The organism is Terrabacter sp. NPDC080008 (assembly GCF_040702505.1).
Classification (GTDB): Bacteria; Actinomycetota; Actinomycetes; order Actinomycetales; family Dermatophilaceae; genus Terrabacter.
The window spans coordinates 129,159-152,262 of sequence record NZ_JBFBLC010000004.1; the positions used below are offsets into that span (position 1 = coordinate 129,159).

A 23,104-nucleotide genomic window follows, 5' to 3' on the forward strand; every position below is an offset into this window, starting at 1 on the left:
AAAGGCTGCCAAGACCGATTTGGCGTTCAAGTTGGCAAACGCAGAGTTCAAGTCCCTAAACGGCGTTTGGGCGAGACGCTGGTCTTGTCATTCCTCGCGCAAAAGCCTGAAGGCGGCCTCGCGGTCCTTGACACGCAGCTTCTTGAGCACGGACGACACGTGCACGCGCACGGTCGTGGCCGAGAGGAAGAGCCGCTTGGACACCTCGTCGGTGGTGAGGCCCTCGCCAAGGAGCTGCATGACCTCCCACTCGCGGGCGCTCAGCTTGGCGGCGGCGACGCTGCGGCGCGCGAAGCGGCGCTTCGCGGGTGCGCGGAACTCGTCCATGATTCGCGCGACGAGCCGAGGTGGCATGGCGGCCTCGCCGTCGAGGACGCCGCGGAGCGTGTCGGCGAGAGTTGCCGGGTCGGTGCCCTTGAGGAGGTAGCCGGAAGCGCCGGCCCGCAGCGAGTCGAAGAGGTCGTCGTCCTCGGCCGACTGGGTGAGCATGACGACGACGACCTCGGGGGCGGCCTTCGTGATGCCCCGAGCGGCTTGTATGCCGTTGCCTGGCATGTGGATGTCGAGCAGCGCCACGTCGGGGCGGTGCTCCACTGCGAGCCGCACGGCGTCCTCGGCGGACGCCCCTTCCCCGACGACGTCGCACCCGCTGGCTTCCAGCGCCGCGCGGACCCGGCCCCGCATGCGGGCGTGGTCGTCGGCGAGGACGATGCGCAGGCTCACCAGGTCACCGCCACGGTCGTGCCCCGGCCGGGCGCGGAGTCGATGCAGACGGAACCGCGTAGGGCGGCTGCTCGCTCCTCCATGCTGGTCAGGCCGTAGCCGGTGCTGTTGCGCTTGACCGTCGCCGGGTCGAAGCCGGCGCCCTCGTCGCGGACGAGGAGCTGTCGCCGCTGGTCGTCGCGCTGGAGGCACAGCCGCACCCGCTCGGCGCGGCCGTGGCGGATCGCGTTGGACACGGCCTCGCGGGTGATCCGGACGAGTGCGTGCCGCTGCTCGTCGTCGGCGTGCACCGAGTCGTCGAGCTCGACCTCGAGGCTGGCGTGGTAGCGGTCGGCGACCTGTCGTGCTGCGCGGTGCAGCATGAAGCCGAGCGGCTCGTCGGTGCTGCGTCCCAGCGCGTCGATGGCCGCGCGGGCCTCGTCGAGCGCGCGGTCGCACGCGGCGACGATCCGCTCGCGGTCGAACGCGTCGACCACGGCCGTATGCGTTTCCGCGCGGATGTAGGCGATCTCCTGCACGACACCGTCGTGCAGCTCGCGAGCGAGCCGGCGGCGGTCCTCGAGGACGGCGGCGCGGGCCTGGGCACTCCAGTAGCGGCTGATCTCGCGGGCGGCGCCGAGGAGGAGGACGGCATACGACCCCGTGCGCAGCAGGTCGCCCGTGTAGAGCCAGCCGCTGTAGAGCGAGGGGAAGAGCACGTAGTTGAGGCGGGCGAACGCCGCGAGGGCGAGCGCGGGGCCGAGCCAGCGCAGCAGCTCGTCGTCGTCCCTCGGACGCCGGGCCGCTTTGCAGGCGAAGAGCACCGACGCCACGGCGAAGCACGCCGCGGTGAGCGCGTGGGCCGCGAGGAGCGCGGGATGTCCGGCGATGACCGGCCGCTCGGCGGACGCCGGCGGGGTCGCGGCCAGGGCGACGGGGAGCGAGGCATCGAGCAGGTAGGCGAGGGCGAGTCCGAGGGCGACGGTCGCCCACGGCAGGGCGGTCAGGGTGAGGGCCCAGCCGTGCGTGGCTCGTCGCGGACCGACCACGGCCGCGCCGAAGACCAGCACCGCTCCCACGACACGGATCGCGACCGGGAGCCAGACGTCGGCGCGGCCGTCCTCGAGACCAAGGAGGTGCAGGGCAAGCGTCAGGCCCAGCCCGGCGACGGCGAGCAGGAGCAGGCCGCCGGCGAGCAGCAGGTCCGGGAGGCGGCCGCTGCGCCGGTAGCGACCCCAGGTCAGGAACGCGACCAGCAGCGCCACCCCGGTGTCGGCGGAGTCGAGGATGAGGTGCAGCTGCGGGTCGTGGTAAGCGAAGAGCAGGTACGGCGTGCCGAGGATGGCTGCCGTGACGGCGATGCCGAGGATCCATCCGATGACGGTCGGGAGGATGCGTGAGGTCGCCACCTCACGGCCCGGTCGACGGGGACCGGGCACCCCCATCTGCCCCATGTTCGGAGTGTAAAAGGAGCGTCTGTCTCAGATGGGTGACTTGGCAGGATTGGATCTGTTGAAGGTAAAGAGTTCGCTCCAGAGATTCGACATGATTCGACCAAAAGGTGCTAAAAGGACGGCCGCATCGCCTTTCAGTGATGCCCCCCGCCCCAATCTGCCCGCTTAGGAGTGTTCACGCGTGATGGCACCTTCAATACGTGAGCGGGCCGGAACGGCCGGCTTCCCCTCTTGGGGGCTCGCCGGAGCACTGGGTTGTGTAGACGAGGCGGACGAGTCCAATGACACGTCATGGGGGACCTTGTAGGTGAGGAACCGAGCCTCGACCAAGCGCCAGGAGAGGGCAGCGATGGCAATGCTCACCGTGAGCACCACGGGCAGCATCACCAAGCCGTGAGGTCGTGCCATGGCCGCCGGTGCATGCCATAGGTAGACTCCGTAGGAGATGCCTCCCAGTCGGGTGAGAGGCCCAAGGGCCAAGACGCGCGGCGTGCGAGACGCAGCTACTGCAACCACAACTGCCGCGCAGACTGTCGCGAGTGGCATCATCGCTGCGTTCGTCTCGAGTCGCTCCGGCAGGCAGAGAGCCAAAAGCACGGCACCTGCCCACACCGCCGCGGCGGAGGGGAGGTGCCGCAGCCGATCGGCCACAAAGGCCAGCAGGCAACCAGCGATGATCGCGTCAATGCGCATGTCTGGTCCGTAACCCACACGGAGATAGGGCCATCCAAGTCCGATCGCGACGGCGCGCCACATCGTCACGAGCAACACCAGCGCGGCAAGGGTGATAACGGGTGCGCGGCGCCGGCGCAGTGCCAGCATCACCAATGGTGGCCACAACAGGTAGAACTGCTCCTCGAGCCCGAGCGACCACGTGTGGCCCGTCAGCTGCACTGGCTCCCCAGCGGCCATTGCGAGGTTCGTCGCGTAGACCGCGGGCAGGACAACCCACGTCAGTGGAAAGTGATTGACGATGCAGATAACTGCCGCCACGACGAGGAAGGCGGCCAGGGCGGGGGCGAGGCGCCGGATCCGACGAACCAAAAAACCTCGGTAGTTGATGCCGCCGGTGCGAGCTCGTTCCTCGACGAGGATGCGCGTGATGAGAAAGCCAGAAAGCGCAAAGAAGAGAGTTACTCCGACGGTGCCAGCGCTGTTTCGGGATCCCAGGCTGTGCCCGGAAACGACCAGCAGCACGGCGACGCCGCGCAGTCCGTCCAGGCCGGGCCGCCGCCCCAATGCGTAGCCGCCTGGCTCGTTCGACATGCCGGTCAGCGTGGCATCCTCGCCGGCGTCGAGGCCGGAAAATGAAGAAAGTTGCCATTGTGGGACGCACTGCTTTGGGTAGTCGCACGGGAGTCGACCCGGGACGGTAGTTGCGCCGTGTTGAAGTTGGCTCGCGCGAGCCTCCGAAGCCCTCGAGCACGCCTTTTCTAAAATCAGAGTTGGGCGAGGACCTGTTCGCCGACGTGGCGCATGCCGCGGAGGACGGCCCAGACGGTGAGGTTGTCGAGCGTCGTCCCGGGCGTCGGGTCCCAGTTGGCGATGGCGGCCCAGGTGACAGTCCGGCCGTCGGAGGTGACAGCACCAACGTCGGCTCGGACGCCGTCGTCCGTGCCGGTCTTGTTCCAGAAGCTGGTGGCTAGCCCGAGCGAGGAGTGGTGTGCGATCGGGTCCAGTCCGCCCTGCTCCACCAGGGCGGAGCCGACCATCGACTGGTCAACGTTGGCCGAGAGCCACTGGCGCACGAGACGGTCCGCGTCGCTGTTCACGGCCGTGCCGGCGGCAAGGCGGCTCATCAGCGAGCTCAGTTCAGCGGCCGTGCCGGTCGAGAGGGTCACCGGGTGCTCGGCCTGGCGGACGTCGCGGACCTGGTCGTGCAGGGCGGTTGCACGCAGGCCGAGGGAGGTCGCTCGTGCTGCGACCTCGGCGAGACCGACCCGCCGGAGCAGGACGTTCGTCGCGAGATTGTCGGACACGGCGCCGACGAGCGCTGCGACGTCGACCAGGGGAAGCGTCTCCACCGACAAGGTATGCCACAGCCCGGAGTCGCCGACCCACAGGTCGAGCGACCGCGTCAGCGGCTCGTCGGGGGAGAGCTCGCCAGTCGAGATGAGGCGCGCCGTCTCGACAAGGAGCAGCACCTTGCCGACGGACGCCGTGCGCAGTGGGACATTCTCGCCGACCGCGCCCAACGGCATACCGGAGCTGTCACGGACGGAAACCGACCACGTGACCCCACCAGCGTCGGGAAGCTCGAACTCCATGTCAGGCAAGGGATTTTAGCCACGAGGTCAGGGCGGCGCTGACCAGCTCGGGAGCCTCCTCCGTGAGGAAGTGGCCCGCGCCGGGAACCTTCACCTGCCGGAAGTCGTCGGGCACGAACGCACCCGAGCCGTGGGTCGCCTCGGCCAGGACGCAGCCGTCGTCGGTGCCCTGCAGCTGCAGGACCGGGACGCGGATCGCGTGGCGGATGCGGCGCATGAAGATCGGGCCGTCCGGTCGGATAGACGACCGGCCGAGCCACCGGTAGTGCTCGGCGGCGGAGTGCGCGACGAAGGGGATCATCATTGCGTCGCCGTAACGGCATACGTCCTCGGCGGTCGGGAACGACCCGGTAGGAGAGGCCCAGGCACGCAGGAGCTCCTCGACGTAGTCGTGCGAGCGCGCCATCTCGCGCTCGGGGACGAAGGGCTTCTGCAGGCCGACGAGCCAGGAGGAGGCGCGGCGCTGCTTGGCGTTGGTCCACGACGCGTGGCGCATGATGCGCGGGTGCGGCATTGATAGCGAGGCGACGGCTCGGGTCACCTCGGGGCGCAGGGTCGGCATGCTCCATGCGATCCAGCCGCCGAGGCCCTGGCCCATGACCACGGCGTCCTTCTCACCGAGCGCGCGGATGACGCTGTCGGTGTCGAGGGTCGCCATGTAGGTGTCGTAGCCCCGCGGTGGCTTGTCGGAGCCGCCGTAGCCGCGGAGGTCCATGGCGGCGACGCGATAACCGGCGGCGGCGAGGGCGACCATCTGGTGGCGCCACGCGTACCAGAACTGCGGGAAGCCGTGCAGCATGACGACGAGCGGGCCTTCACCCATCTCGGCGATGTGGAATCGCGCGCCGTTGGCGGAGACGTAGCGGTGCTCCCACGGGCCGTCGATGTTGACGAAGGCAGCGTCGACGGACATGGGTGTGACGATAGGCCCTCGGTCAGGCGTCGCGGGACGAAGTCACAGCTGAGGCACCGGTGGTGTCGGCCGGCACAGCGGGAGCGGCGGTGACGGCCGGACGGTCCCACTCTGGACGCGGCGCGGGAACGGTGGTGCCGGGGTGCTCGGCCGCTGATTTCAGACCGGCCACAGTCTCCTTCGCCTCCGCGATCGTCTTGTCAGGCGACGGCTTGACGGTCTTCATCTTGCGGATGCCCAGCATGGCCAGCACGCCGGCGACGAGCAGCATGAAGACGGTGACGATGAGGAAGCTGAGCCAGCGCGGCAGGCCGAGGGCCTGGATGCCTTCGGCGATGGTGATGAAGACGAAGTAGACGGAGTAGAACGCGACGACGCCGGCTGCGGCGAGGAGCGCTCCGCCGACCCCGGCCTTCTTGAACTGCACCGAGAGCTCGGCCTTGGCCAGGGCGATCTCGCTGCGGATGAGCGTCGAGAGATCCTGCGTCGCGGAGGCGACCAGCTGGCCGAGGGTCCGCTCCTGCCGGGGATCCGTGGTCATCGGCTCACTTCCTCCGTGCTCGTTGGGGACTGCGCGGTCGCGCCTGCTGGACATGCAGGTGCAACCCTACTGCGGAGCCCGTACCCGAACGCGAGCGGCAGGAGTCAGGCCCGGTCGAGTCGCCCGTCGGCCTGGTAGACGTCGGGCACGCCGTCGTGGTCGAAGTCGGCGGTCTCTCGAGCCTCGACGAGCCGGTAGTGCCGGTTGCGCAGGCGCAGGACGACCGATGCGAGGAGCGCCGCCATGAGGCTGCCGCAGAGCACGGCGAGCTTGACGTGGTCGTCGCGCTCGGAGCCGTTGCCGAACGCGAGCTCGCCGACGAGGAGGCTGACGGTGAAGCCGACACCCGCGAGCAGCGACAGCCCGAAGACGTCGGTCCAGGCGAGATCCTCGTCGAGCTCGGCGCGGGTGAAGCGGGCGACCGCCCACGTGCCCCCGAGGACGCCGATCGCCTTGCCGGCGACGAGCCCGACGACGACACCGATGGCCGCCGCGTCGGTGAGGGCGGCGCCGAGGCCTCCACCGACGACGGTGACGCCTGCGGCGAAGAAGGCGAAGACCGGGACGGCAAAGCCTGCGGAAAAGGGGCGCAGCTTGTGCTCGAGCCGCTCGGCCAAGGATCGACGGTCCGGGTCGTCCTCGACCTCCCGGTTGACGGGCACCAGCAGGCCGAGGAGGACCCCGGCCACGGTGGCGTGGATGCCGCTGGCATGCACGAGGCCCCAGGCGAGGAGCGCGGGGATCCCGAGCAGGAAGGGGTTGGTCAACTTGCGCTTGAGGAGCAGCCGCCAGGCCGCGAGGGGGACGGCGGCGGCGAGCAGCCAGAGCAGGTTGACGCTCTCCGTGTAGAAGAACGCGATGATCGTGATGGCGATGAGGTCGTCGACGACGGCGAGGGTCAGCAGGAAGGACCGCAGGGCGCTCGGCAGGTGGGTGGCGATGACAGCCAGCACGGCCAGGGCGAACGCGATGTCGGTGGCCGTCGGGATCGCCCAGCCGTGGAGTATGCCGGCCAGCTCGCTCGGGCTGTCGCCCCGGCCCATCAGGGTGGCCGTGACGGCGTAGAGGATCGCTGGGAGGGCGACACCGCAGACCGCCGCGGCGATCGGGAGCGCTGCCTTGCGCCGGTCGGCGAGATCGCCTGCGACGAACTCGCGCTTGAGCTCGACGCCGGCTACGAGGAAGAAGATCGCGAGCAGCCCGTCTGCGGCCCACGTGCCGAGGGACAGGTCGAGGTGCAGGGCCGAGGGCCCGACGACGGTGTCGCGGAGGGTCGCGTAGCCCTCGCGCCAAGGCGAGTTGGCCCAGAGCAGGGCGGTTACCGCTGCGGCGAGCAGGACGGCGCCACCGACGGTCTCAGTGCGCAGGAGGTCGGCGACGTAGCGGGCTTCCCGCCAGGAGCCCCGTCCGAGGAGGCGGCTCTTGGTGGCGGCGGCGCCCGATGTGGGCTCGGGGCCGGCGGGGGAAGGGGCGTCGGTCACGGGAAGGCCTCTCGGGGGTCGGGTCGTAGGACGCCGACCAGACTTCCCGGCACACCACGGCTGATCGCTTCGTCGCGCGGGCCTCGGCCAGTCTAGCGAACGCCCCGAATGCGGCTCTGCGCCCACCGAATCGGACTTATCCGACAACGGCGGTGTGAAGTGTTCCCACGGCTCTATCTTGGGCTTGCGGGAGGGGGAATCCCGCACACAAGTGCATTGAGTGGGGGAACGATGAACGACAAGCCTGAAGGCTGGTACTACTTCGGCGACGGCAAGCTGCGCTACCGCGACGACTACGGCTGGACTGACTACTACATGGACACGAGCGACCCGCGGGCAGCGGATTGGCCCCCGCCCGCGCCGAAGACGCTGCTCCACGAGCTGCGGGAAGAGATGCGGGACACGACCGTCCGCACTCGTCGAGGCCACCGGCTGGCGACCTTGTTCTATCGCGGGCGTCACGTGCGGTAGCCCACAGACTCCGCACCCGTTCCCTGCTCGAGTCTGGTATGGGTGTGCGGGCATGCTTCTTGCCGAACGGGGCGATATGGCCGGGCGAATGAGGTTTGCGCATTCTGCTGCGCAGGCCCCAGGGGCTGGGAAATACTCCTCTGCGGGGAGCGTGGAGGGCGCCTCCACTCTTTCGTCAGGGGGCAAGAATGCGTGTCTGCATCGTGGGCGGCTGCGGCCACGTCGGGCTCCCGCTGGGACTCGTACTCGCGGCGGCTGGCTGCCATGTCGTGGCGCTGGACACCAATTCCGAGGCGGTCGCGCGGGTCAACTCCGGGGCCATGCCTTTCCACGAGGACGGCGCCGCGGAGACGCTGATCGCTGTCCGCGCTGAAGGCCGCTTCAGCGCCACCACCAATGCCAGGGCGATAACGGACGTGGACGTCGTCGTCGTAGTCATCGGCACACCGGTGGACGATCACCTGAATCCCGACCCGAATGCCGTTGTCGCGGCCATCGAGGAGTGCCTGCCCTACCTCGACGACCACCAGCTCGTCATGCTGCGCAGCACCCTCTATCCGGGTGTCACCCGCTCTGTCGCGCGACTGCTTGCCGAGAGGGGAATCAAAGCCCCAGTCGTCTTCTGTCCGGAGCGGATTCTTGAAGGGCATGCACTCCGCGAGCTCCGTTCGCTACCGCAGATCGTCGGTGCGATGTGCCAGGAGGGGGCTGAGCGAGCGATCTCGGTCTTCGACCATCTCGGGGTCCAGTGCATGGTCGTCGAGCCGGAAGAGGCTGAGCTGGCGAAGCTCTTCACCAACACGTGGCGCTACATCAAGTTCGCGGCAGCAAACCAGTTCTGGGAGATGGCCAATGACGCGGGTTTGGACTTCGCGCGTATTCGTGAAGCCATCACCTTCGACTACCCCCGCGCAGCCGACCTGCCTGGTCCCGGATTTGCTGCGGGCCCCTGCCTCTTCAAGGACACCATGCAGCTGTCCGCCTTCGCCAAGAACACCTTCGGCCTGGGTCACTCGGCAATGCTGGTGAACGAGGGGATGCCGCTCTACGTTGTGGACAGGCTAGCGGCACGGTACGACCTGGCCAACATGACGGTTGGCATCCTGGGGATGGCTTTCAAGGGGGGATCCGACGACACTCGCTCCAGCCTGTCCTACAAGCTAAAGCGCACTTTGAGGTTCCGCGCTCGCGAGGTCTTGACCACCGATCCACATGTCACTTCCGACCCTGCGCTGCTGCCACTCGCAACAGTACTGGAGCGCGCGGACGTACTAGTGCTGGGGGCTCCCCATCAGGAGTACAAGTTCCTGGACACCGACAAGCCCGTCGTGGACGTTTGGGACCTCCAAGGCAGAGGAACCCTGCTATGACGGGACCCCGCGCGTCCATCGTCCTGCCTGCTTACAACGAGCACGAGTCCATCGTCTCGGCGCTTCTAGCGATACGTGATGCGGTCATGATGCCGCACGAGATCCTCGTCGTCGTCGATACCGAGACGGACACAACCGTTGCCGCCGCGCAAGCCACCATCGAGGGCATGCCGAACGCGCGCATCCTCGTGCAGGACTACGGACGAGGACCGGCCAACGCCATTCGCTACGGCATCGATCACGCGTTGGCCCCGTGCGTCGTCGTCACGATGGCGGACGGCTCGGACGACGTGCGGGTGATCGATGAGCTGGTGCGCCTCGTCGAGAGCGGCTTCGTTGTCGCCTCCGCTTCCCGGTACATGCGCGGCGGCGCGCAACACGGAGGACCGATGCTGAAGCGAGTGATGTCAGAGGCTGCGGGCCGCAGTCTTTACCTTCTGGCACGTGTAGGCACGCGCGATGTCACCAACGCCTTCAAGGCGTATGACACCGCCTTCGTCCGAGAGGTGGGCATTCACTCTCGCTCCGGATTCGAGGTCGCGCTCGAGTTGGTCTCGAAAGCGCGCCGGACCCGGCGGCCCGTAGCGGAAGTGCCAACCGTTTGGCTCGCCCGCAAAGTTGGAACATCCAACTTCAAGGTCGTCGCCTGGATTCCAAACTATCTGTACTGGTACCGCTTCGCGTTCGGTCCCCGGCTGGATCCGCGAACCGTTCAAGCATGTATGCAACCCGAACTGGAAGGCGCACGATGAAGGTATTGGTGACGGGATCGGCCGGGTTCATTGGCGGCTACGTGGTGCAGGAACTGCTGCGCCAAGGCTGGGACGTGGTCGGTGTGGACAATTACTCCAAGTACGGTCCGGTGCGCCATTCCTATGACGATCACGAGCGCTACACATTCGTGGAAGGTGACGTTCAGGACACCGACCTCATGTACAAGCTGATGGTCGACGTGGACCACGTGGTCGCGGGGGCGGCACTGATTGGCGGCATCACATACTTCCACAAGTACGCGTACGACCTGCTGGCCCAGAACGAGCGCATCATCGCGTCCACCTGCGACGCTGCCATAGCTGTGCAGCGTGACGGAGGGCTCCTTCAGAAGGTCACCTACTTGTCGTCATCCATGGTATTCGAGTCGACGGATCGATGGCCCTCGGTGGAGGGTGACCAGCATCTCGTCCCGCCACCGCGATCGAGCTACGGCTTCCAGAAGCTGGCCGTCGAATACTTCGCCCGCGCAGCCTGGGAGCAGTACCAACTGCCCTACACAATCTTGCGTCCCTTCAACTGTGTCGGGGTAGGAGAGCGTCGAGCCCTCGGAGAGCTCGAAGTGTGGTCTGGAAACGTCCCCCTAGCCATGAGCCATGTGGTGCCAGATCTCGTTCAGAAGATCCTCAAGGGGCAAGACCCGCTCCACATTCTCGGGAATGGTGAGCAGATCCGGCACTACACCTACGGCGGTGACCTGGCCCGCGGCATTGTCGCGGCGATAGCGCACCCAGCAGCGCTCAACGAAGACTTCAATCTCTCGACGTCCGTGGGTACGACGGTCGCGGAACTCGCCCAAGAGATCTGGTCAAAGGTGCATGGCGACCGTCCACTGAGTCTCGTACACGGCGCGGCTTTCGAACACGATGTGCAGAAGCGGGTGCCGTCGGTCGAGAAGGCACGGGACGTCCTGGGCTTCGAGGCGACCACGACTCTCAGCGACATGCTTGACGAAACGATTCCTTGGGTACGAGAGGCGATCGCGTCGGGTGTCCTGTAGGTCCGCAGGGCCAGCCTGTGGACTGCCCTGCAGATCCGTGACCGTTAGGGCCAGCTATGGCATGTGCAGAACGACCGGTCGGCTCCTTCGAGGATATTCGAACCGACGTCAGGTCCGGCATCGGCGCTGCAGGCGAGACATCGTTCGGGGGTGAAGTAAAGATGCGTCGATCGAGGGTTGCGGGCTTTGGGCCTTGGGTGAGCAGCCGCGTGAGACTCGAGGGCAAGCCTCGGTGGACGGTTCCCATCGGCATCTTGTCGTTGTTCCTGGTAATCGCGCGTCTTGTGCCCTTTGACCCTCTGATGCCCCGCAGCGCCCTCGATCCGTCTTGGCAGCAGGCGCTCAACCAGGCGGCGGCGATGAGATCCGCCTTCGGCAGCGCGGTGGTGTTCACTGGGGGCCCGGGATCGGCATTCGTCACTACTGCGTACGATCCACGTACATATGGGTGGGTAGTGGTCATGAGCTTGGCCACGGCTCTGATCATCTGGCTGTGCACCGTGCAGGCCATCGGCGGGTCGAGCCGACTCTTTCCAAGAGCCCTGTGTGCCCTTCTGGTCATTGCGGGTCTTGGCGACAGGGAGGGACTGCTGCTCCTGGTGCCGTTCCTATGCGTCCTCGCTCTGGTTCGCGCACAGAGCCTTCTGCGGTGCTCGCTTGCAGTGGCGGGGCTATCGATAACGGCAGCCATCGATATATCGGCTAAGGGGTCCATGTTCCCCCTTGCCCTGGTTGCCTGTCTATGCGCTGCGTTCTGCGCGTGGCACACCGGACACAGGTATCTCGCCCCAGTGGCGGTGATTGCTCCGGTCCTTGCTTTCTCGGTGCTCTGGGTAGCCATGGGCCAAAGACTTACCTCCGTTCCGGCATACGTCTCAGGCGTCGTCGATCTTGCTCAGGGCTATACGGAGGCTATGAGCTGGGGATCGCCGGGCGGCGACCTTCCGCTCTTCCTTGTGGTTGGGTTCGTCGGGCTTCTTGCGGCAATATCAGTTGTTCTTGTTCGCGGCCTATCGCTGGCCGGGCGCTTGGCGCTCGGGTGTGTTCTTGGCTTCACCGTCTTCACGGCCATGAAGCTCGGGTTCGTGCGCGCAGATCAACACATGTTCGCCACCTTCTCCTGCGTCGCCGGTGTCATCGCCATATCCATGGCAATGACGCACAGGCGGCCGCGAACCATCGTTGCCGGCTCTGGCGTACTGCTCGCCGCAGCAACGATCTACTTCCTCGGTTCCTGGGCACTGCCCGCTGTTGCCCCGATTCACCAAGGAGAAGCAGTGGCAGGTGTTGCGGAGGCGCTGCGACGGCTAGGGGGCGCAAGGCCGGCGCTAGGCGATCAGTGGGAAGTTGCCAGGGCGAATATCGTTGCCGAGAGCGAGATTCCGCGGCTCGAAGGACGTGTAGACACCTACTCGTACGATCAAGCCGACGTGCTTGCCCGCGATCTCGACTGGGCTACGCGCCCAGTCCTGCAGAGCTATTCGGCGTACAGTCCCCGACTGGCAAAACTGAATCAGGACCACCTGACGGGGGCTGCGGCGCCGAACTGGGTGCTGTTCGCACCCCAAGCAATCGACGATAGATACCCCTCAATTGAGGACGGTCCGACATGGTTCACCCTCCTCAAGCTCTATAGGCCCACGGGCTTCGCGGGAGACAAGGCAATCTTGAGGCGCCTAGAGGCGCCCAGTGGCTACTCGGCGCTTTCCTACGGTTCCACATCCACGGCGGAGTTGGGTCAGCGAATCGCTCTGTCTCGCACGGCGCGCCTTCGGTTCGTTCAGCTCAACGTGAAGCCAAGTCTGTTGGGCCAAGCGGCCTTGCTCCTCTATAAGACTCAACCTTTGACAATAAATGTGTGGACGGCAGACGGGCTTGCGCATCGATTCAGGCTTCCGGCCGGCATGGCCGAGTCTGGATTCCTCCTATCGCCGCTCACGGAGGACGCGGAACAGTTCTCCTCGCTGTATGGCGACACTCCCGTAGTAGACGCCGCTCGGGAAGTCGTTGCTCTTCGAGTAGATGGGTCGGATCGTTTGTGGTCCTCCACCTTCGAATATCGGGAGTCTCTGGTCGATGTGCGGTCTGCGCCATGAGAGGCGTCCGCGCCTTGCGCCATTCTCCGGAGGGAGCTCAAACGCCCGCGGACACCTGTGTCGCCACCAGCGTGCGTGCGCTGAATCGAGGAGGACCAAGTGGCTGCTCGGCCCAATGACAGCATCGCGGAAATCGCCCCACACCGGATGCCTCAAACGGGCCTCAAGCCTGGCCCGCTGAAACAGATTCTCGGTGACAAGAGGGCTAAGTTCCTGCTCGCCGGGGGCCTGAACACGGTTTTTGGTTTTGCTTGCTTCGTGGCCTACCAGCAGTGCGTGGGCCACCGCTGGGGCTACATGTGGACATTGTTCCTGACCCACATAACAACTGTGCTTTTTGCCTTTGTCACTCATCGAAGCCTGGTCTTTAAGGTAACCGGCTCGCTGTTTCGTGATCTGTGGAGGTTCGAGTCCGTCTACCTGGTGGGCTTAGGAGTCAACGCCCTTCTGTTGCCTTTCGCTGTCGAGGTGCTGGAGTCTCTGGTTTTGATGGCTCAACTCGGTCTTACGGCTCTGAACGCAGTACTCAGCTGGCTGGGGCATAGCCGGTTCTCGTTTGTACGCCACTCCAGCAGCGCGGCGTAGCGGCTGCACGATCTCGTGGGCTTCGAATAGTGACCTCCTGATGAGGTCAGGATGCAGCCCCTGGTGCAAGTCTTTGACGCACTGGCTAGGTCGTCGCCGTCCCGCCGGGCTCGGTGCCGTCTTCAGGATGTGAGAGAAACGCGCGTTCGATCACTCGGCGGTACCGCTCTTAGGATCGCGGAGTACAAACCGCGATCCGTTACGACCACTCGGCCATCGTCGAGTGAGAGCGTGTCTCGCGCTAGTTGGACACCTAGTCGCAGGTTCGAGCGGTCGTCCGCGAGTTTGTAGACGCCGTCGTCCAGGTCTACCGCTCGGCGAGTCGCAGAGCCGCTTAGAGCGTGAAACCAGAGGGACGCTTGAGCAGGGTTCATGTCCCGCGCGCGAGTTGCCAGCAGGCGAGTCCTGGCCGCGAGCTCCGGGCTCAGCGATCGTGCCAGATCAAGGGGGAGATCCACGTCTCCAGATGTTGGAGCGGTCGTTCGAGCTCCCAGCGACTGCGGAAGGGTCATCGCCCAGAGGGCAGAAGGGGCGGTGAAGTCCTTCAAGGCGCTTCCGAGGCCAGCTGAAGCCATGAGCAGGGCAGTAGCCGCGGCAACCAACCGCATTCTTGCGGGCACTCGGATCCTCGCGGGCGCTCGGATCGTGTCGGCGGGCGTAGCGGCAACGAGAACGGCGTGTGCGGTCACCGAGCATGAGACCACGAGCGACGCGAGGCCGAGCTTCCAGAAGTAGTAGGTGAGCGCGCCCTGCGCGACCCACATGTAAGCGCCCAGGGCCAGCGTCCCCGCGGAAGCGGCGAACGTGAGAAGGAGGTGCGGTGTGAGGGGTATGCATCTCCACCTGCTGCGCATGAATCCAATCAAGCCGGTTGTTCCAACCAGAAGTGCAGCCATGATCGGCAGACGAACGTGCGGGACAGTGCCGTCCCGGAGCAAGGCCGCAGTACCTCCTTGCGGCAGATTCACGAGCATCAGAGTGATCCCGGCCGTAGCGGTCAAGCCCAGGCAGCCCACGCTCCACCTTCTCGTCGACCTCTGCTGCCGACGCCAAACGGCATACAGCGGAGGAGCCAACGCCGCCACTGCCATCGGGACGACCAGGGTCCACGAGGCGCTGACCAGAACGAGTGCCGCGAGAACGATGAGGATCCCCACTCGAGGCCGAGGCCTCGCGACGCTGAGAAGGAAAATCAGGAGCGGCGCACAGCCGGCGACCAGAAAGCTCAGGTGGCCCTGGATCAAGTTGATCGCCCCTGGGACGCCCAGAAGCAGGCTGAGCAAGACTGCTGTTCCGGGCACGAGCAGATGAAGGGACACGCCTTCGGGCAGAGCCTGAAGGAATGCGGCGATGACGGCGGCAACGAGAAGGCTGAACACGAGCCACTGCAGCTGTGAGTATCGGACCAACTCTGTGGCCGCGTTGGCAGGGTCCCCGAAGGCGATCTGGGCGAGGACGGTCAGGAGTTTGTGAAACCACTGGGGGTAGCCGTCGAACGCGAAACCACTGCCATCTGCGTTGGCTGCGAGGACAGCGGTCCCTGCGGTCGCCATTCGCTGCTCGAGGAACATCGCGAAGTGAGACCCGTTGTCTATGCCCGTGCTCAACATCGCGAGTGCACGACTTGGGCTGCCGGGCGACCGCAAGGGCCACGCGACCAGCGCCGCGAGAGCTCCAGCGAAGAGGAGAACCGCATCGCGGGGGCGGACTGAAGGCATCAGCCGATCAGGGTGCTCGAGAGCCACGCCGACGATGAGACCCGTGGCCAGAGAAACGGTCACCACAACCGCTGTGTGGGGCCCAAACGCTGGAGGCACCCACAGAGCCATCGGCATCATGCCGAGCGCCAGAGACCCGTTGACTGCGAAGCGACGATCGAACCGTTTCGCCGAGGGTCCGAAGAAGAAGAGCCCCAATACCCACGGGACGCTGATCCACGGCGTGGAGACCAGCGCGTAGATTGCGCCGGTTGCAAGAACTGCCGCGATCGCGCCGGCCGTCGTGGCCGCCCCAGGCCAGGGGGATCGAGGCTGGGTCGCGACGACAGAACCCGAGGGTGCGCGCATCGCATCGCCCCTCACACGCGAGGGCGAGCCGCTCACTGGCCTTGCTCGACGCTGGTCGATCGGATGGCGATGGCCTTTCTTGCTGGCGCCATATGGCGACGGAAATGGAAGGCCCGTGTACAGAGGTAAGGGAGCAGAGAGCCCAGATGCCGCATGCTCAGGTTAACGTCGGGCAGGGGGCCTCGAGCCCGAATTGCGCCCCTTCGACCGGTCTCCGTGTGTGGCACCTTGGGACAAAGCGGCCCCAGAAACGGCCGCGCGATGGCAGGGTGTCGGGCGGAGTGCTCGAGGTAAGGGGGAGGAATGTCCGTAAGGACCACGCAGCACGAGCCCAAGGTGGAGGGGTCCTGGGAGGCTCTGGCGAGCAAGCGCTGGTACTTGATCCCGTTGGCGATCTTGGCGGTCTCGCGGCTCGTCGACGCGATCCTTCTAGCCTTCGCCTCCGGGCGGCAGGTGGCACTGACTGCCACTCGTTCGGACTACAACGTCTTCGACCCCACACCGGCGGCGCCCGGCTACTCCGGGATCATCGCGAACTGGGACGGCCAGTGGTACTGGCGGCTTGCCACTCACGGTTATGAAGTGCCGTCCACTAGGGCCCCGGGCGCTGGCGAGGCGCTGTGGGCTTGGGCCTTCCCGCCCGGGTACCCGCTGTTGGTGCGGGCGGTCATGACTCTAGGTATGCCGTTCAGCTGGGCAGCGTCCATCGTCAGCCTCGCTGCCGGCGCCGGCGCCATGGTTTTGATGTTCCGCCTCGTGAACCGGTATGGGGGCCGGTTCCTCGCGACCTTCACCGTCACTCTTTCCTGCTTCTTCATCAGCGCGCCACTCCTGCAAATCGCCTACAGCGAGTCTCTCGCGCTCTTGCTCCTCTTCGCCGTCCTGAACCTCATGGCTGACCGCAGATACGGCTGGGCCATGGTTGCGGTGATCCTCCTTTCCTACACGCGCCTCGTAACCCTCCCCCTTCTTCTGGTGGTGGCGGCTCATGGATACTCAAGGTGGCGAGAAGAAGGACCTTTTTGGCGCAGCCATCGTCGGGACGCTGCGTTGTTGGTGGCGCTCGGTGCCTCTGCCGTCGTCGGTGCGGTCCTATGGCTGTTGACCGCCTCCCTCTTCGTCGGCCTGGACGCAGGAACTGGCCGCACTGTCGACCAGAGGCGTCTGTTCCAGGGCTGGTTCCGCGACGCGTACGACAACTTCGGCTTGGGTGGACTGCTCTTGCTGTTGGCGTTCGTCGTTCTTCTGGGACTCAACCTCTTGACGAGAAAGGGGCGGGTTTGGGGTCCGGAGCTCCGCGCCTGGTCAGTGGCCTATCCCCTCTACTTGTTCTGGTTCACCCCGCTCTTGCCGGCAGTCATGAGGTACCTGCTGCTGGTTCCCACGCTCGCAGTGGTGCTTCTCGGAACGCCGCAGCGTGCCAGCCGCCTCTCTGTGGGTCTACTCGCCGCCGCCGTCGTGACTCTCGTGGTCGGCCAGTACTGGTATGCCGGGAACATCATTGTCGTGTTCACGCAGAGTGCCCGCCCGGGGCCTTAGTGGTGGTTTTGTCCGTTTAGGGCCTTTAATCCTGTCGAATTTCCGCAAGAAAGCGCGATTTTCCGGACAGCCCTAACGACGCTCCCTACGTTTTTGTCGAGCCCGCCCGAGGTGAGGCGAGCATCGGGGCTTTCGTGGGGTGTCACATTGAACAACGGTTCACCCAAGCACGTGGCCAGTTTGACTGGCCTTCGATTCGCAGGCGCACTGTTGGTGCTGCTGCATCATCTACCTCTGGCGCTGCCTGCCGTGTCAGGCCCGCTTCGTGTGGCGCAGTGCGGATACGTCGGGGTTACATTCTTCTTCGTTCTCAGTGGCTTCGTACTGGGCTATGGCTGGGATGAGTCATTTCGAGCGCGAGACTTCTATGTCAGACGCGGCGCACGCGTATATCCAGTCCACCTGTTGACCGTTGCTCTGATAATTGCGGTGCTTTGGAAGCATGGCGTCCTTTGGCAAGTTCTCCCCCTCAACCTCATGCTCATACAGGCGTGGTCCCCGAATGCGACCGTTTATTACTCGTTCGTCGGAGCAGCGTGGTCATTGTCGTGCGAGGCCTTCTTCTACTTGTGCTTCCCTGCGCTGGTCCGGTTGCTCAAGCGGTGTCGCAGGCCAGTGGTCCATTCCTGGGGTCTGGTCGTGAGCGCGACAGCCGTCGGCCTGGCGGCGAAAGCATTCTGGCCAGCAGCGGGGGAGTATCTCTTTCACGTGCCGATCTTCCGAATCTCCGACTTCACGGTCGGCATACTTTTGAGTGTTGCGGTGCGGGCGGGCTGGCGCCCGCGGCTAGGGCGGCGGGCGGCACTGGCGCTATGCATCACGGTCTATCTTGCGGTTCTCTCGCAACAGGTGCTTAGTGGCTCAGGCCCCGAGATGGCATGGCTGTACTCGATCCTCATGGTCATGCCGTTCGGACTGTTGATTGCCGCCGTGGCCGGCAAGGAGCTCGACGGGCACAAGTCTGTGCTGGGATCAGCGGTACCGGTGATGCTCGGGCAGTGGTCCTTTGCCCTCTACATGATTCACGGAGTCGTCCTTGCTGCGCTGCATGAGAGTGTCAGGGGTTTGACGGGATCCGCAGCAGTCGTGGTATCGATCGCGATCGTGGTGCTGGCTGTGGCTGCCGCCCGGCTCGTCTTCGTCTTATACGAGCGCCCGCTCGAGGCGGCCATTCGTCAGCGCTGGGGTCAACGCGCGGTGCGCACCTCGCTGAGGCCTTCGGTCGCTTCCCGCTGAGGCACTCACTGCTCAGTTCGTCCTGGTCAGCACCACATACGAACCGACACGCCGGACCGGGGTGAAGCCAGAAGCCGACGCTGCGACGGCCTGGGGCGAACCAGGCGCTGCGACGACAACGTCGGCACGCTGGAAGGCGGCGCGTGCGCCGTTCTTGTCACCCTTCATGAAAGCGAGGTATGCCGCCTGGTCGGCTGAGGTGAAAGCGTCCAAGGGGTTGCTGACCCAGACCGTTGCGCCGGCCACCGCGATTGATTCGACCAGCGGCTCCTGCGCCAGAACGACCTGCCCCCGGGTCGTGGCGGCAAGCTGCGCAGCGTCCGCGTCGGACGCCCGAAACGACGGCGCCCTCAGAGTCAGCACAACAGCCGACACGATGACGAAAATGGCGGCGAGGACGGGGGAGAAGATCTTCAAGAAGCGTCTCGGAGACTCTCCGAAGACGGTTGAAGGGGCGCCGAAGCTCGCGGCGGCTGGGACGGCCAGGAAGAGCAGCAGCCAAACGCCGTGCCGAGCGGCGGACCCGGTGGCGACGACGAGTCCCAGCCCCGCGGCGTACTCCCAAAGGGCTCGGCGCTGACGCAGAGCGGCGGCGCCAAGCGCGACCGCTGCTAGGACGAGCAGGACGTCGAAGGGGTTGTCCAGACTGATCCGGCTCCACATGCCCGACTCGTCGGTCGTCGCCTGTCCGCTGAGTACCCCGACGTAGTAGCGAGGCGCCTGAATCAGCCCTGGGTTGAGGCACGTCGCCAGGAGCGATGCTGCCCCAACACCGACGGCTGTAGCTGGTTCGAGGCGCAGACGCGACAGCAACAGGTAGCAGCCGAGCAAGGCGACGCCGACCAGGACAGCCCCGTGCAAGTTGCCCCAGACGGCGATCAAGGGGACGGCCCACCAGATCGCGCGCGTCGGTATATCCCTCTGACGGCGGAGCAGGACGAGGAGCATCGCAAAAGGCACCAGGGACAGCAGTTGGGCACGTGCGATGAAGAAGGTAGCTGCGGCTCCCGTCGTCACCCCGACGATGACGAGCGCCGTCACCGTCGGGCGTGCCCCCAGCTGCGAAGCATGGAGGGCGAGCACCCCGAGGGTCAGCACTACGGCGACGACTTGGGCCACCACAACACCGGCGCTGCCACCGACATGAGCGGCTGCGAGAACCAATTGACCTGCCGCCGTGGTGTTGACCCAGTCGCCGGAAGGAGCTGCAGCGAAGGGGATTCCGCTCGGGATCTCTCTCGCCGCAAGGATGCGGTCGCCCAGGGCAGGGAGCCACAGGGCGTCCGAGCCGACGACGGTGATGGCACTTGCTAGGACGGCAACCAGGCCTAGAGCAGCCACCACGACGACGTATGCCGCTTGAGGCCGGGCGTGCAGATCTCGCGCGAAACGCAACGTGCCTCCGTGCCTCGAACCTATACTCACGACGGCGCGTCGAGCCCTTCCTCAACCCTCCGCGCCCACCTGTCACATCCTCGCATCGCAGGCGCCCCAATCGCCCACTTTCAGACGATGGTGTGAAGTTCAAGGATTTTCAGGACACGGCGTGTTGTGACACCTAATCTTCCAGTTGCGGGGGGCACATCGGGTGGCCCTGCATCAACGGGAGGAACCCTTCATCATGACCAAGCTTGCTGCCAAGGTTCAGTCGCTGCTCAACAAGGAGCGCGGTGCCACCGCCGTCGAGTACGGCCTCATGGTCGCTCTGATCGCCGTCGTCATCATCGCGGCCGTCACGCTGCTCGGCGGCAACCTGTCGACGACCTTCAACAACGTCGCCACCAAGATCTGAGCACCGAACGTGGGTGCGAGGCCTGGGGGATCAGCCTCGCGCCCACGTTCAGCTCGTGATGGGGGTCTCACGAGTTACACCAACTCGAAAACCAGGGGCCTAGAGCCCCATCACAACCAGGGAGAGAAACCAATGACCAAGCTGGTGGCCAAGATCCAGAGCCGGCTCTTCTCAGAGCGTGGTGCAACCGCCGTCGAGTACGGCCTCATGGTCGCTCTGATCGCCGTGGTGATCATCGCCGCAGTCACGCTGCTCGGTGGCAACCTGTCGACGACGTTCAACAACGTCGCGACACAGATCTGACACTCGCTCGCCGTCCAGGTAGGGGTCCCTGGACGGCGACAACAGACTCACGGGGAGGGGGAGCCGGCATGAAACGAGCTGATCGCGGCGCAGCTGCTGTAGAACTAGCCATCGTCTTGCCGGTGCTCTTCCTTGTTATCGGAGGAATCGTTGACTTTGGGCGGTTCTTCTTTACGCAAATCCAGGTGACAAACGCGGCGCGCGAAGGGGCAAGGGTGGCCGTCGTTGCCCCGGGGCCAGCGACGTCGCCGGATCCGATAGTGCAACGAGCGCAAGCGGCGGCAGCTCCGCTCACGGTCACCGTGACGGTCAACAAGCGTTGCACTGTGGGCGTGGCAGCTGATGCGTCGGTCTCGGTACAAGCGCCATTCGACTGGATCATTATGGGGCCCGCGGTTCGGATGGTCGGCGGCACCTGGGGTTTCAGTGGTCCAGTTGTGTCGACAGGAGTCATGCGATGCGAAGGCTGATTGACCCAGCTGGTAGAACGGCCGAGAAGGGCGCCGCCGCCGTGATAGTGGCGATCCTCTTTAGCACCGGTGCGGTGATGGGCTGCCTTGCCGTAAGTGTGGACCTCGGCAACCTCATGTCGGAGCGGCGGCAACTTCAAAACGGGGCCGATGCTGCCTCATTGGCTCTAGCTCTTAGTTGCGCCAAGGGCGACGCAGCGGTTTGCGATCCGGGCGGTTCCGTCGCAGCGATCCAGCCTTATGCGGACAAAAACGCCAAAGACTCGCACTCTGCCGTAACGAAAGTATGCGCGAGAAACGTGGGCGCCTTCAATGCTGCAGCGGACCAGTGCCCCGATGGAGACGCCACCAAGCTCACCGCATGCCCGCCACTTCCTGCGGGCTTCTCAGACAAAGCGCCCTATGTTGAGGTCACGACCGAGACGCGTGACAAGACAGGCGTTGGCACCAAGGTCCTCACGCCCTTTGGCCAGGCGTTGGTCGGATCGGATGGAACCACGGTGAAGGCGTGTGCGCGTGCTGCTTGGGGAGGTCCGGGCAGTAACGAGGGGTCTGTGCCTCTCGTGTTGGGTCGTTGCAACTGGGACAAGGCCACGTCGGCCACTCCGCCTTACGCGCCGGCTCCGCCCTATTCGCCAGGACCGAATGACAAATCGCCGAGCGCCTTCCCTTCTTCTGTCGCCTCATATGTGGTGCCTATCTTTGGCAATCTGAATGGATCTGAGGCGAATTCGGCGTTCATATCTAAATTTGGCTGTGCTGGCGACCTGCAGAATCCACCGCCCTCTGGGGGCTATACGGCAGGCGGATTTGGCTGGGTGGACACGGTGAGTTCGACCGACTGCACCGCAAATGTTGTGGATGGGACAGTGGTCGCGAATACAGGTGCGCTTCCCAGTGCGTGCAAGAAGGGCGAACTTGCGTCTTACGTAGGTCGCGAGGTTTTGATTCCAGTCATTTCGTCTGTCAGTGGCAGTGGCACGAATGCGAAATACACGGTGGATGGAGTCTCCTCTTTCTACTTCGCCGGTTACCGGAACGTCTCTGCAGCGAAACCGAGTGATTACAACGTCTACTCTGGTGGGCCCTGTGACGGCTATAAGAGCGAGTGCATTTGGGGTTGGTTCACATCCCCCCTCCTCCCGGCTGGCTCTGTTACGGGCGGTGGAACAACTTCACGTGGACCGATCACCGTCGGTCCAGTCGGGTAATACACGTTAACTTTCTCCTTGGGGGGACTCAGCATGAACCGCCGCATTCTCGCCATTGTGTTGGCGCTCGCCCTAGCCGTGACTGGCGGTGCGCTCGTCATTATGTACGCGCGCAATGCCGACGCTCGCGCCATCGCGGCCGAGACGCCCGCACCCGTGTGGGTAGCGCAGCAGCCGATTCCAGCAGGTACCACGCTCAAGGACGCTCAGCGCATGGGGTTGATCGCGCAGACGGCGGTGAGCTCCAAAGCCGTTCCGGTCGGCGCCCTCCAGGAGATCAACGCTGACAACAATGCCCTCCTGGCCACGACTGACATTGCTGCCGGCGAGTACCTGCTTGCGGCTCGTTTCGGAACGCAGCCGGCGGGGACGAAGGCAATTGAGGTGCCGAGCGGCATGTTGGCCGTGTCGGTCCAACTGTCGGACCCGGCGCGCGTCGGAAAGTTCGTAACCCCTGGGTCGCACATCGCGCTCTACCAGTCGTACAAGATCAAAGACCTTCGCAACACTCCTGAGGCGAAGATCCTGAATGACAACGACGTTCATGGCACGAGCCTTCTACTTCCAGACGTGCTGGTTATCGCAATGGGCGACGCGCCGCTCGCGGGCCAGGCGGCAGCTCCGCCCGCGGAGGGCCAGCCCGCTACAGCGGCGGGCGCGAGTGGCGGCTATTTGGTGACCGTGGCCGTTAAGCCCAGCGATGCCCCGGTGCTCATCCACGGCATCAACAACCGTCAGCTCTACGGTGCCTTGCGTGGCTCTGACGTCAAGGTGGACACGACGCAGGAAGTGACGGACCTTCAACTGCGAGATGCGGTGACTGGACAATGACGATT

At 65.1% G+C, this 23,104-nt stretch carries 22 protein-coding genes; 13 read left to right on the forward strand and 9 right to left on the reverse strand.

Features of this window, described 5'->3' with window-relative positions:
- Positions 1 to 87: 87 nt before the first annotated feature.
- The 7 genes from AB0316_RS13110 to nhaA all read right to left on the reverse strand — a co-directional run bounded on the left by AB0316_RS13110 (position 88) and on the right by nhaA (position 7,358).
- On the reverse strand, positions 88 to 723 hold the full coding sequence (locus AB0316_RS13110) for a response regulator transcription factor (RefSeq protein WP_366273457.1): 636 nt from the start codon (positions 721 to 723) through the stop codon (positions 88 to 90).
- The gene (locus AB0316_RS13115) at positions 720 to 2,156 is read right to left on the reverse strand and encodes an ATP-binding protein (RefSeq protein WP_366273458.1); all 1,437 of its coding nucleotides are present in this window, start codon (positions 2,154 to 2,156) and stop codon (positions 720 to 722) included. The genes AB0316_RS13110 and AB0316_RS13115 overlap by 4 nt, the downstream gene beginning before the upstream one ends.
- A gap of 165 nt (positions 2,157 to 2,321) precedes the next feature.
- Positions 2,322 to 3,422 (reverse strand): acyltransferase, encoded by a 1,101-nt coding sequence (locus AB0316_RS13120; RefSeq protein ID WP_366273459.1) that lies wholly within the window; start codon positions 3,420 to 3,422, stop codon positions 2,322 to 2,324.
- A gap of 173 nt (positions 3,423 to 3,595) precedes the next feature.
- Positions 3,596 to 4,423: a serine hydrolase gene (locus AB0316_RS13125; RefSeq protein WP_366273460.1), complete on the reverse strand. Its 828-nt coding sequence runs from the start codon at positions 4,421 to 4,423 to the stop codon at positions 3,596 to 3,598.
- A gap of 1 nt (position 4,424) precedes the next feature.
- Positions 4,425 to 5,336, reverse strand: a complete 912-nt coding sequence (locus AB0316_RS13130) for an alpha/beta hydrolase (protein ID WP_366273461.1) — start codon at positions 5,334 to 5,336, stop codon at positions 4,425 to 4,427.
- A gap of 22 nt (positions 5,337 to 5,358) precedes the next feature.
- On the reverse strand, positions 5,359 to 5,877 hold the full coding sequence (locus AB0316_RS13135; RefSeq protein ID WP_366273462.1) for a phage holin family protein: 519 nt from the start codon (positions 5,875 to 5,877) through the stop codon (positions 5,359 to 5,361).
- Positions 5,878 to 5,981: 104 nt separating this feature from the next.
- Positions 5,982 to 7,358, reverse strand: a complete 1,377-nt coding sequence (gene nhaA, locus AB0316_RS13140) for a Na+/H+ antiporter NhaA (protein ID WP_366273463.1) — start codon at positions 7,356 to 7,358, stop codon at positions 5,982 to 5,984.
- A 231-nt stretch (positions 7,359 to 7,589) separates the two neighbouring features.
- Between nhaA and AB0316_RS13145 the strand changes: the two genes are divergently transcribed.
- The 6 genes from AB0316_RS13145 (at position 7,590) to AB0316_RS13170 (ending at position 13,651) form a co-directional block, all read left to right on the forward strand.
- Positions 7,590 to 7,829, forward strand: coding sequence for a hypothetical protein (locus AB0316_RS13145; protein ID WP_366273464.1), 240 nt, complete (start codon positions 7,590 to 7,592; stop codon positions 7,827 to 7,829).
- A gap of 188 nt (positions 7,830 to 8,017) precedes the next feature.
- A complete protein-coding gene (locus tag AB0316_RS13150; protein WP_366273465.1) occupies positions 8,018 to 9,199 on the forward strand; it encodes a nucleotide sugar dehydrogenase in 1,182 nt (393 codons plus the stop codon).
- On the forward strand, positions 9,196 to 9,951 hold the full coding sequence (locus AB0316_RS13155) for a glycosyltransferase family 2 protein (RefSeq protein ID WP_366273466.1): 756 nt from the start codon (positions 9,196 to 9,198) through the stop codon (positions 9,949 to 9,951). The genes AB0316_RS13150 and AB0316_RS13155 overlap by 4 nt, the downstream gene beginning before the upstream one ends.
- Positions 9,948 to 10,970, forward strand: a complete 1,023-nt coding sequence (locus AB0316_RS13160) for an NAD(P)-dependent oxidoreductase (protein WP_366273467.1) — start codon at positions 9,948 to 9,950, stop codon at positions 10,968 to 10,970. The genes AB0316_RS13155 and AB0316_RS13160 overlap by 4 nt, the downstream gene beginning before the upstream one ends.
- Positions 10,971 to 11,329: 359 nt before the next feature.
- Entirely contained in the window at positions 11,330 to 13,066 is a 1,737-nt protein-coding gene (locus AB0316_RS13165) for a hypothetical protein (RefSeq protein WP_366273468.1), read from the forward strand.
- 99 nt (positions 13,067 to 13,165) lie between these two features.
- Positions 13,166 to 13,651, forward strand: a complete 486-nt coding sequence (locus AB0316_RS13170) for a GtrA family protein (RefSeq protein WP_366273469.1) — start codon at positions 13,166 to 13,168, stop codon at positions 13,649 to 13,651.
- Between the two features lie 122 nt (positions 13,652 to 13,773).
- Here AB0316_RS13170 and AB0316_RS13175 read toward each other — a convergent pair whose 3' ends face one another.
- The gene (locus tag AB0316_RS13175) at positions 13,774 to 15,717 is read right to left on the reverse strand and encodes a hypothetical protein (RefSeq protein ID WP_366273470.1); all 1,944 of its coding nucleotides are present in this window, start codon (positions 15,715 to 15,717) and stop codon (positions 13,774 to 13,776) included.
- 303 nt (positions 15,718 to 16,020) lie between these two features.
- On the opposite strand from AB0316_RS13175, the gene AB0316_RS13180 reads away from it, so the two are divergent.
- Together AB0316_RS13180 and AB0316_RS13185 are read left to right on the forward strand one after the other, a co-directional pair.
- Positions 16,021 to 17,256 (forward strand): hypothetical protein, encoded by a 1,236-nt coding sequence (locus AB0316_RS13180; protein ID WP_366273471.1) that lies wholly within the window; start codon positions 16,021 to 16,023, stop codon positions 17,254 to 17,256.
- 171 nt (positions 17,257 to 17,427) lie between these two features.
- A complete protein-coding gene (locus tag AB0316_RS13185; RefSeq protein ID WP_366273757.1) occupies positions 17,428 to 18,492 on the forward strand; it encodes an acyltransferase in 1,065 nt (354 codons plus the stop codon).
- 12 nt (positions 18,493 to 18,504) lie between these two features.
- Here the strand turns inward: AB0316_RS13185 and AB0316_RS13190 are convergent, their stop codons facing one another.
- Positions 18,505 to 19,887 (reverse strand): hypothetical protein, encoded by a 1,383-nt coding sequence (locus AB0316_RS13190; protein WP_366273472.1) that lies wholly within the window; start codon positions 19,885 to 19,887, stop codon positions 18,505 to 18,507.
- 226 nt (positions 19,888 to 20,113) lie between these two features.
- Between AB0316_RS13190 and AB0316_RS13195 the strand changes: the two genes are divergently transcribed.
- The 5 genes from AB0316_RS13195 to AB0316_RS13215 all read left to right on the forward strand — a co-directional run bounded on the left by AB0316_RS13195 (position 20,114) and on the right by AB0316_RS13215 (position 23,099).
- Positions 20,114 to 20,284 (forward strand): Flp family type IVb pilin, encoded by a 171-nt coding sequence (locus AB0316_RS13195; RefSeq protein ID WP_366273473.1) that lies wholly within the window; start codon positions 20,114 to 20,116, stop codon positions 20,282 to 20,284.
- A gap of 132 nt (positions 20,285 to 20,416) precedes the next feature.
- The gene (locus tag AB0316_RS13200; RefSeq protein WP_366273474.1) at positions 20,417 to 20,587 is read left to right on the forward strand and encodes a Flp family type IVb pilin; all 171 of its coding nucleotides are present in this window, start codon (positions 20,417 to 20,419) and stop codon (positions 20,585 to 20,587) included.
- Between the two features lie 68 nt (positions 20,588 to 20,655).
- Positions 20,656 to 21,057 carry a TadE/TadG family type IV pilus assembly protein gene (locus tag AB0316_RS13205; protein WP_366273475.1) on the forward strand — a complete coding sequence of 134 codons (402 nt, stop codon included), beginning with the start codon at positions 20,656 to 20,658 and terminating at the stop codon, positions 21,055 to 21,057.
- Entirely contained in the window at positions 21,045 to 22,268 is a 1,224-nt protein-coding gene (locus AB0316_RS13210) for a pilus assembly protein TadG-related protein (protein WP_366273476.1), read from the forward strand. Before AB0316_RS13205 ends, AB0316_RS13210 begins: the two co-directional genes overlap by 13 nt.
- A 33-nt stretch (positions 22,269 to 22,301) precedes the next feature.
- Positions 22,302 to 23,099 (forward strand): RcpC/CpaB family pilus assembly protein, encoded by a 798-nt coding sequence (locus AB0316_RS13215; RefSeq protein ID WP_366273477.1) that lies wholly within the window; start codon positions 22,302 to 22,304, stop codon positions 23,097 to 23,099.
- The last annotated feature ends 5 nt before the right edge of the window (positions 23,100 to 23,104 follow it).

Excerpts from the sequence above, each read along its gene's own strand:
- AB0316_RS13115 (WP_366273458.1), bottom strand. The coding sequence starts at position 2,156 with ATGGGGCAGATGGGGGTGCCCGGTCCCCGTCGACCGGGCCGTGAGGTG.
- AB0316_RS13120 (WP_366273459.1), bottom strand. The coding sequence starts at position 3,422 with ATGTCGAACGAGCCAGGCGGCTACGCATTGGGGCGGCGGCCCGGCCTG.
- AB0316_RS13125 (WP_366273460.1), bottom strand. The coding sequence starts at position 4,423 with ATGGAGTTCGAGCTTCCCGACGCTGGTGGGGTCACGTGGTCGGTTTCC.
- AB0316_RS13130 (WP_366273461.1), bottom strand. The coding sequence starts at position 5,336 with ATGTCCGTCGACGCTGCCTTCGTCAACATCGACGGCCCGTGGGAGCAC.
- AB0316_RS13135 (WP_366273462.1), bottom strand. The coding sequence starts at position 5,877 with ATGACCACGGATCCCCGGCAGGAGCGGACCCTCGGCCAGCTGGTCGCC.
- AB0316_RS13145 (WP_366273464.1), top strand. The coding sequence starts at position 7,590 with ATGAACGACAAGCCTGAAGGCTGGTACTACTTCGGCGACGGCAAGCTG.
- AB0316_RS13150 (WP_366273465.1), top strand. The coding sequence starts at position 8,018 with ATGCGTGTCTGCATCGTGGGCGGCTGCGGCCACGTCGGGCTCCCGCTG.
- AB0316_RS13155 (WP_366273466.1), top strand. The coding sequence starts at position 9,196 with ATGACGGGACCCCGCGCGTCCATCGTCCTGCCTGCTTACAACGAGCAC.
- AB0316_RS13160 (WP_366273467.1), top strand. The coding sequence starts at position 9,948 with ATGAAGGTATTGGTGACGGGATCGGCCGGGTTCATTGGCGGCTACGTG.
- AB0316_RS13165 (WP_366273468.1), top strand. The coding sequence starts at position 11,330 with ATGAGATCCGCCTTCGGCAGCGCGGTGGTGTTCACTGGGGGCCCGGGA.
- AB0316_RS13175 (WP_366273470.1), bottom strand. The coding sequence starts at position 15,717 with ATGCGCGCACCCTCGGGTTCTGTCGTCGCGACCCAGCCTCGATCCCCC.
- AB0316_RS13180 (WP_366273471.1), top strand. The coding sequence starts at position 16,021 with ATGTCCGTAAGGACCACGCAGCACGAGCCCAAGGTGGAGGGGTCCTGG.
- AB0316_RS13195 (WP_366273473.1), top strand. The coding sequence starts at position 20,114 with ATGACCAAGCTTGCTGCCAAGGTTCAGTCGCTGCTCAACAAGGAGCGC.
- AB0316_RS13200 (WP_366273474.1), top strand. The coding sequence starts at position 20,417 with ATGACCAAGCTGGTGGCCAAGATCCAGAGCCGGCTCTTCTCAGAGCGT.
- AB0316_RS13205 (WP_366273475.1), top strand. The coding sequence starts at position 20,656 with ATGAAACGAGCTGATCGCGGCGCAGCTGCTGTAGAACTAGCCATCGTC.
- AB0316_RS13210 (WP_366273476.1), top strand. The coding sequence starts at position 21,045 with ATGCGAAGGCTGATTGACCCAGCTGGTAGAACGGCCGAGAAGGGCGCC.
- AB0316_RS13215 (WP_366273477.1), top strand. The coding sequence starts at position 22,302 with ATGAACCGCCGCATTCTCGCCATTGTGTTGGCGCTCGCCCTAGCCGTG.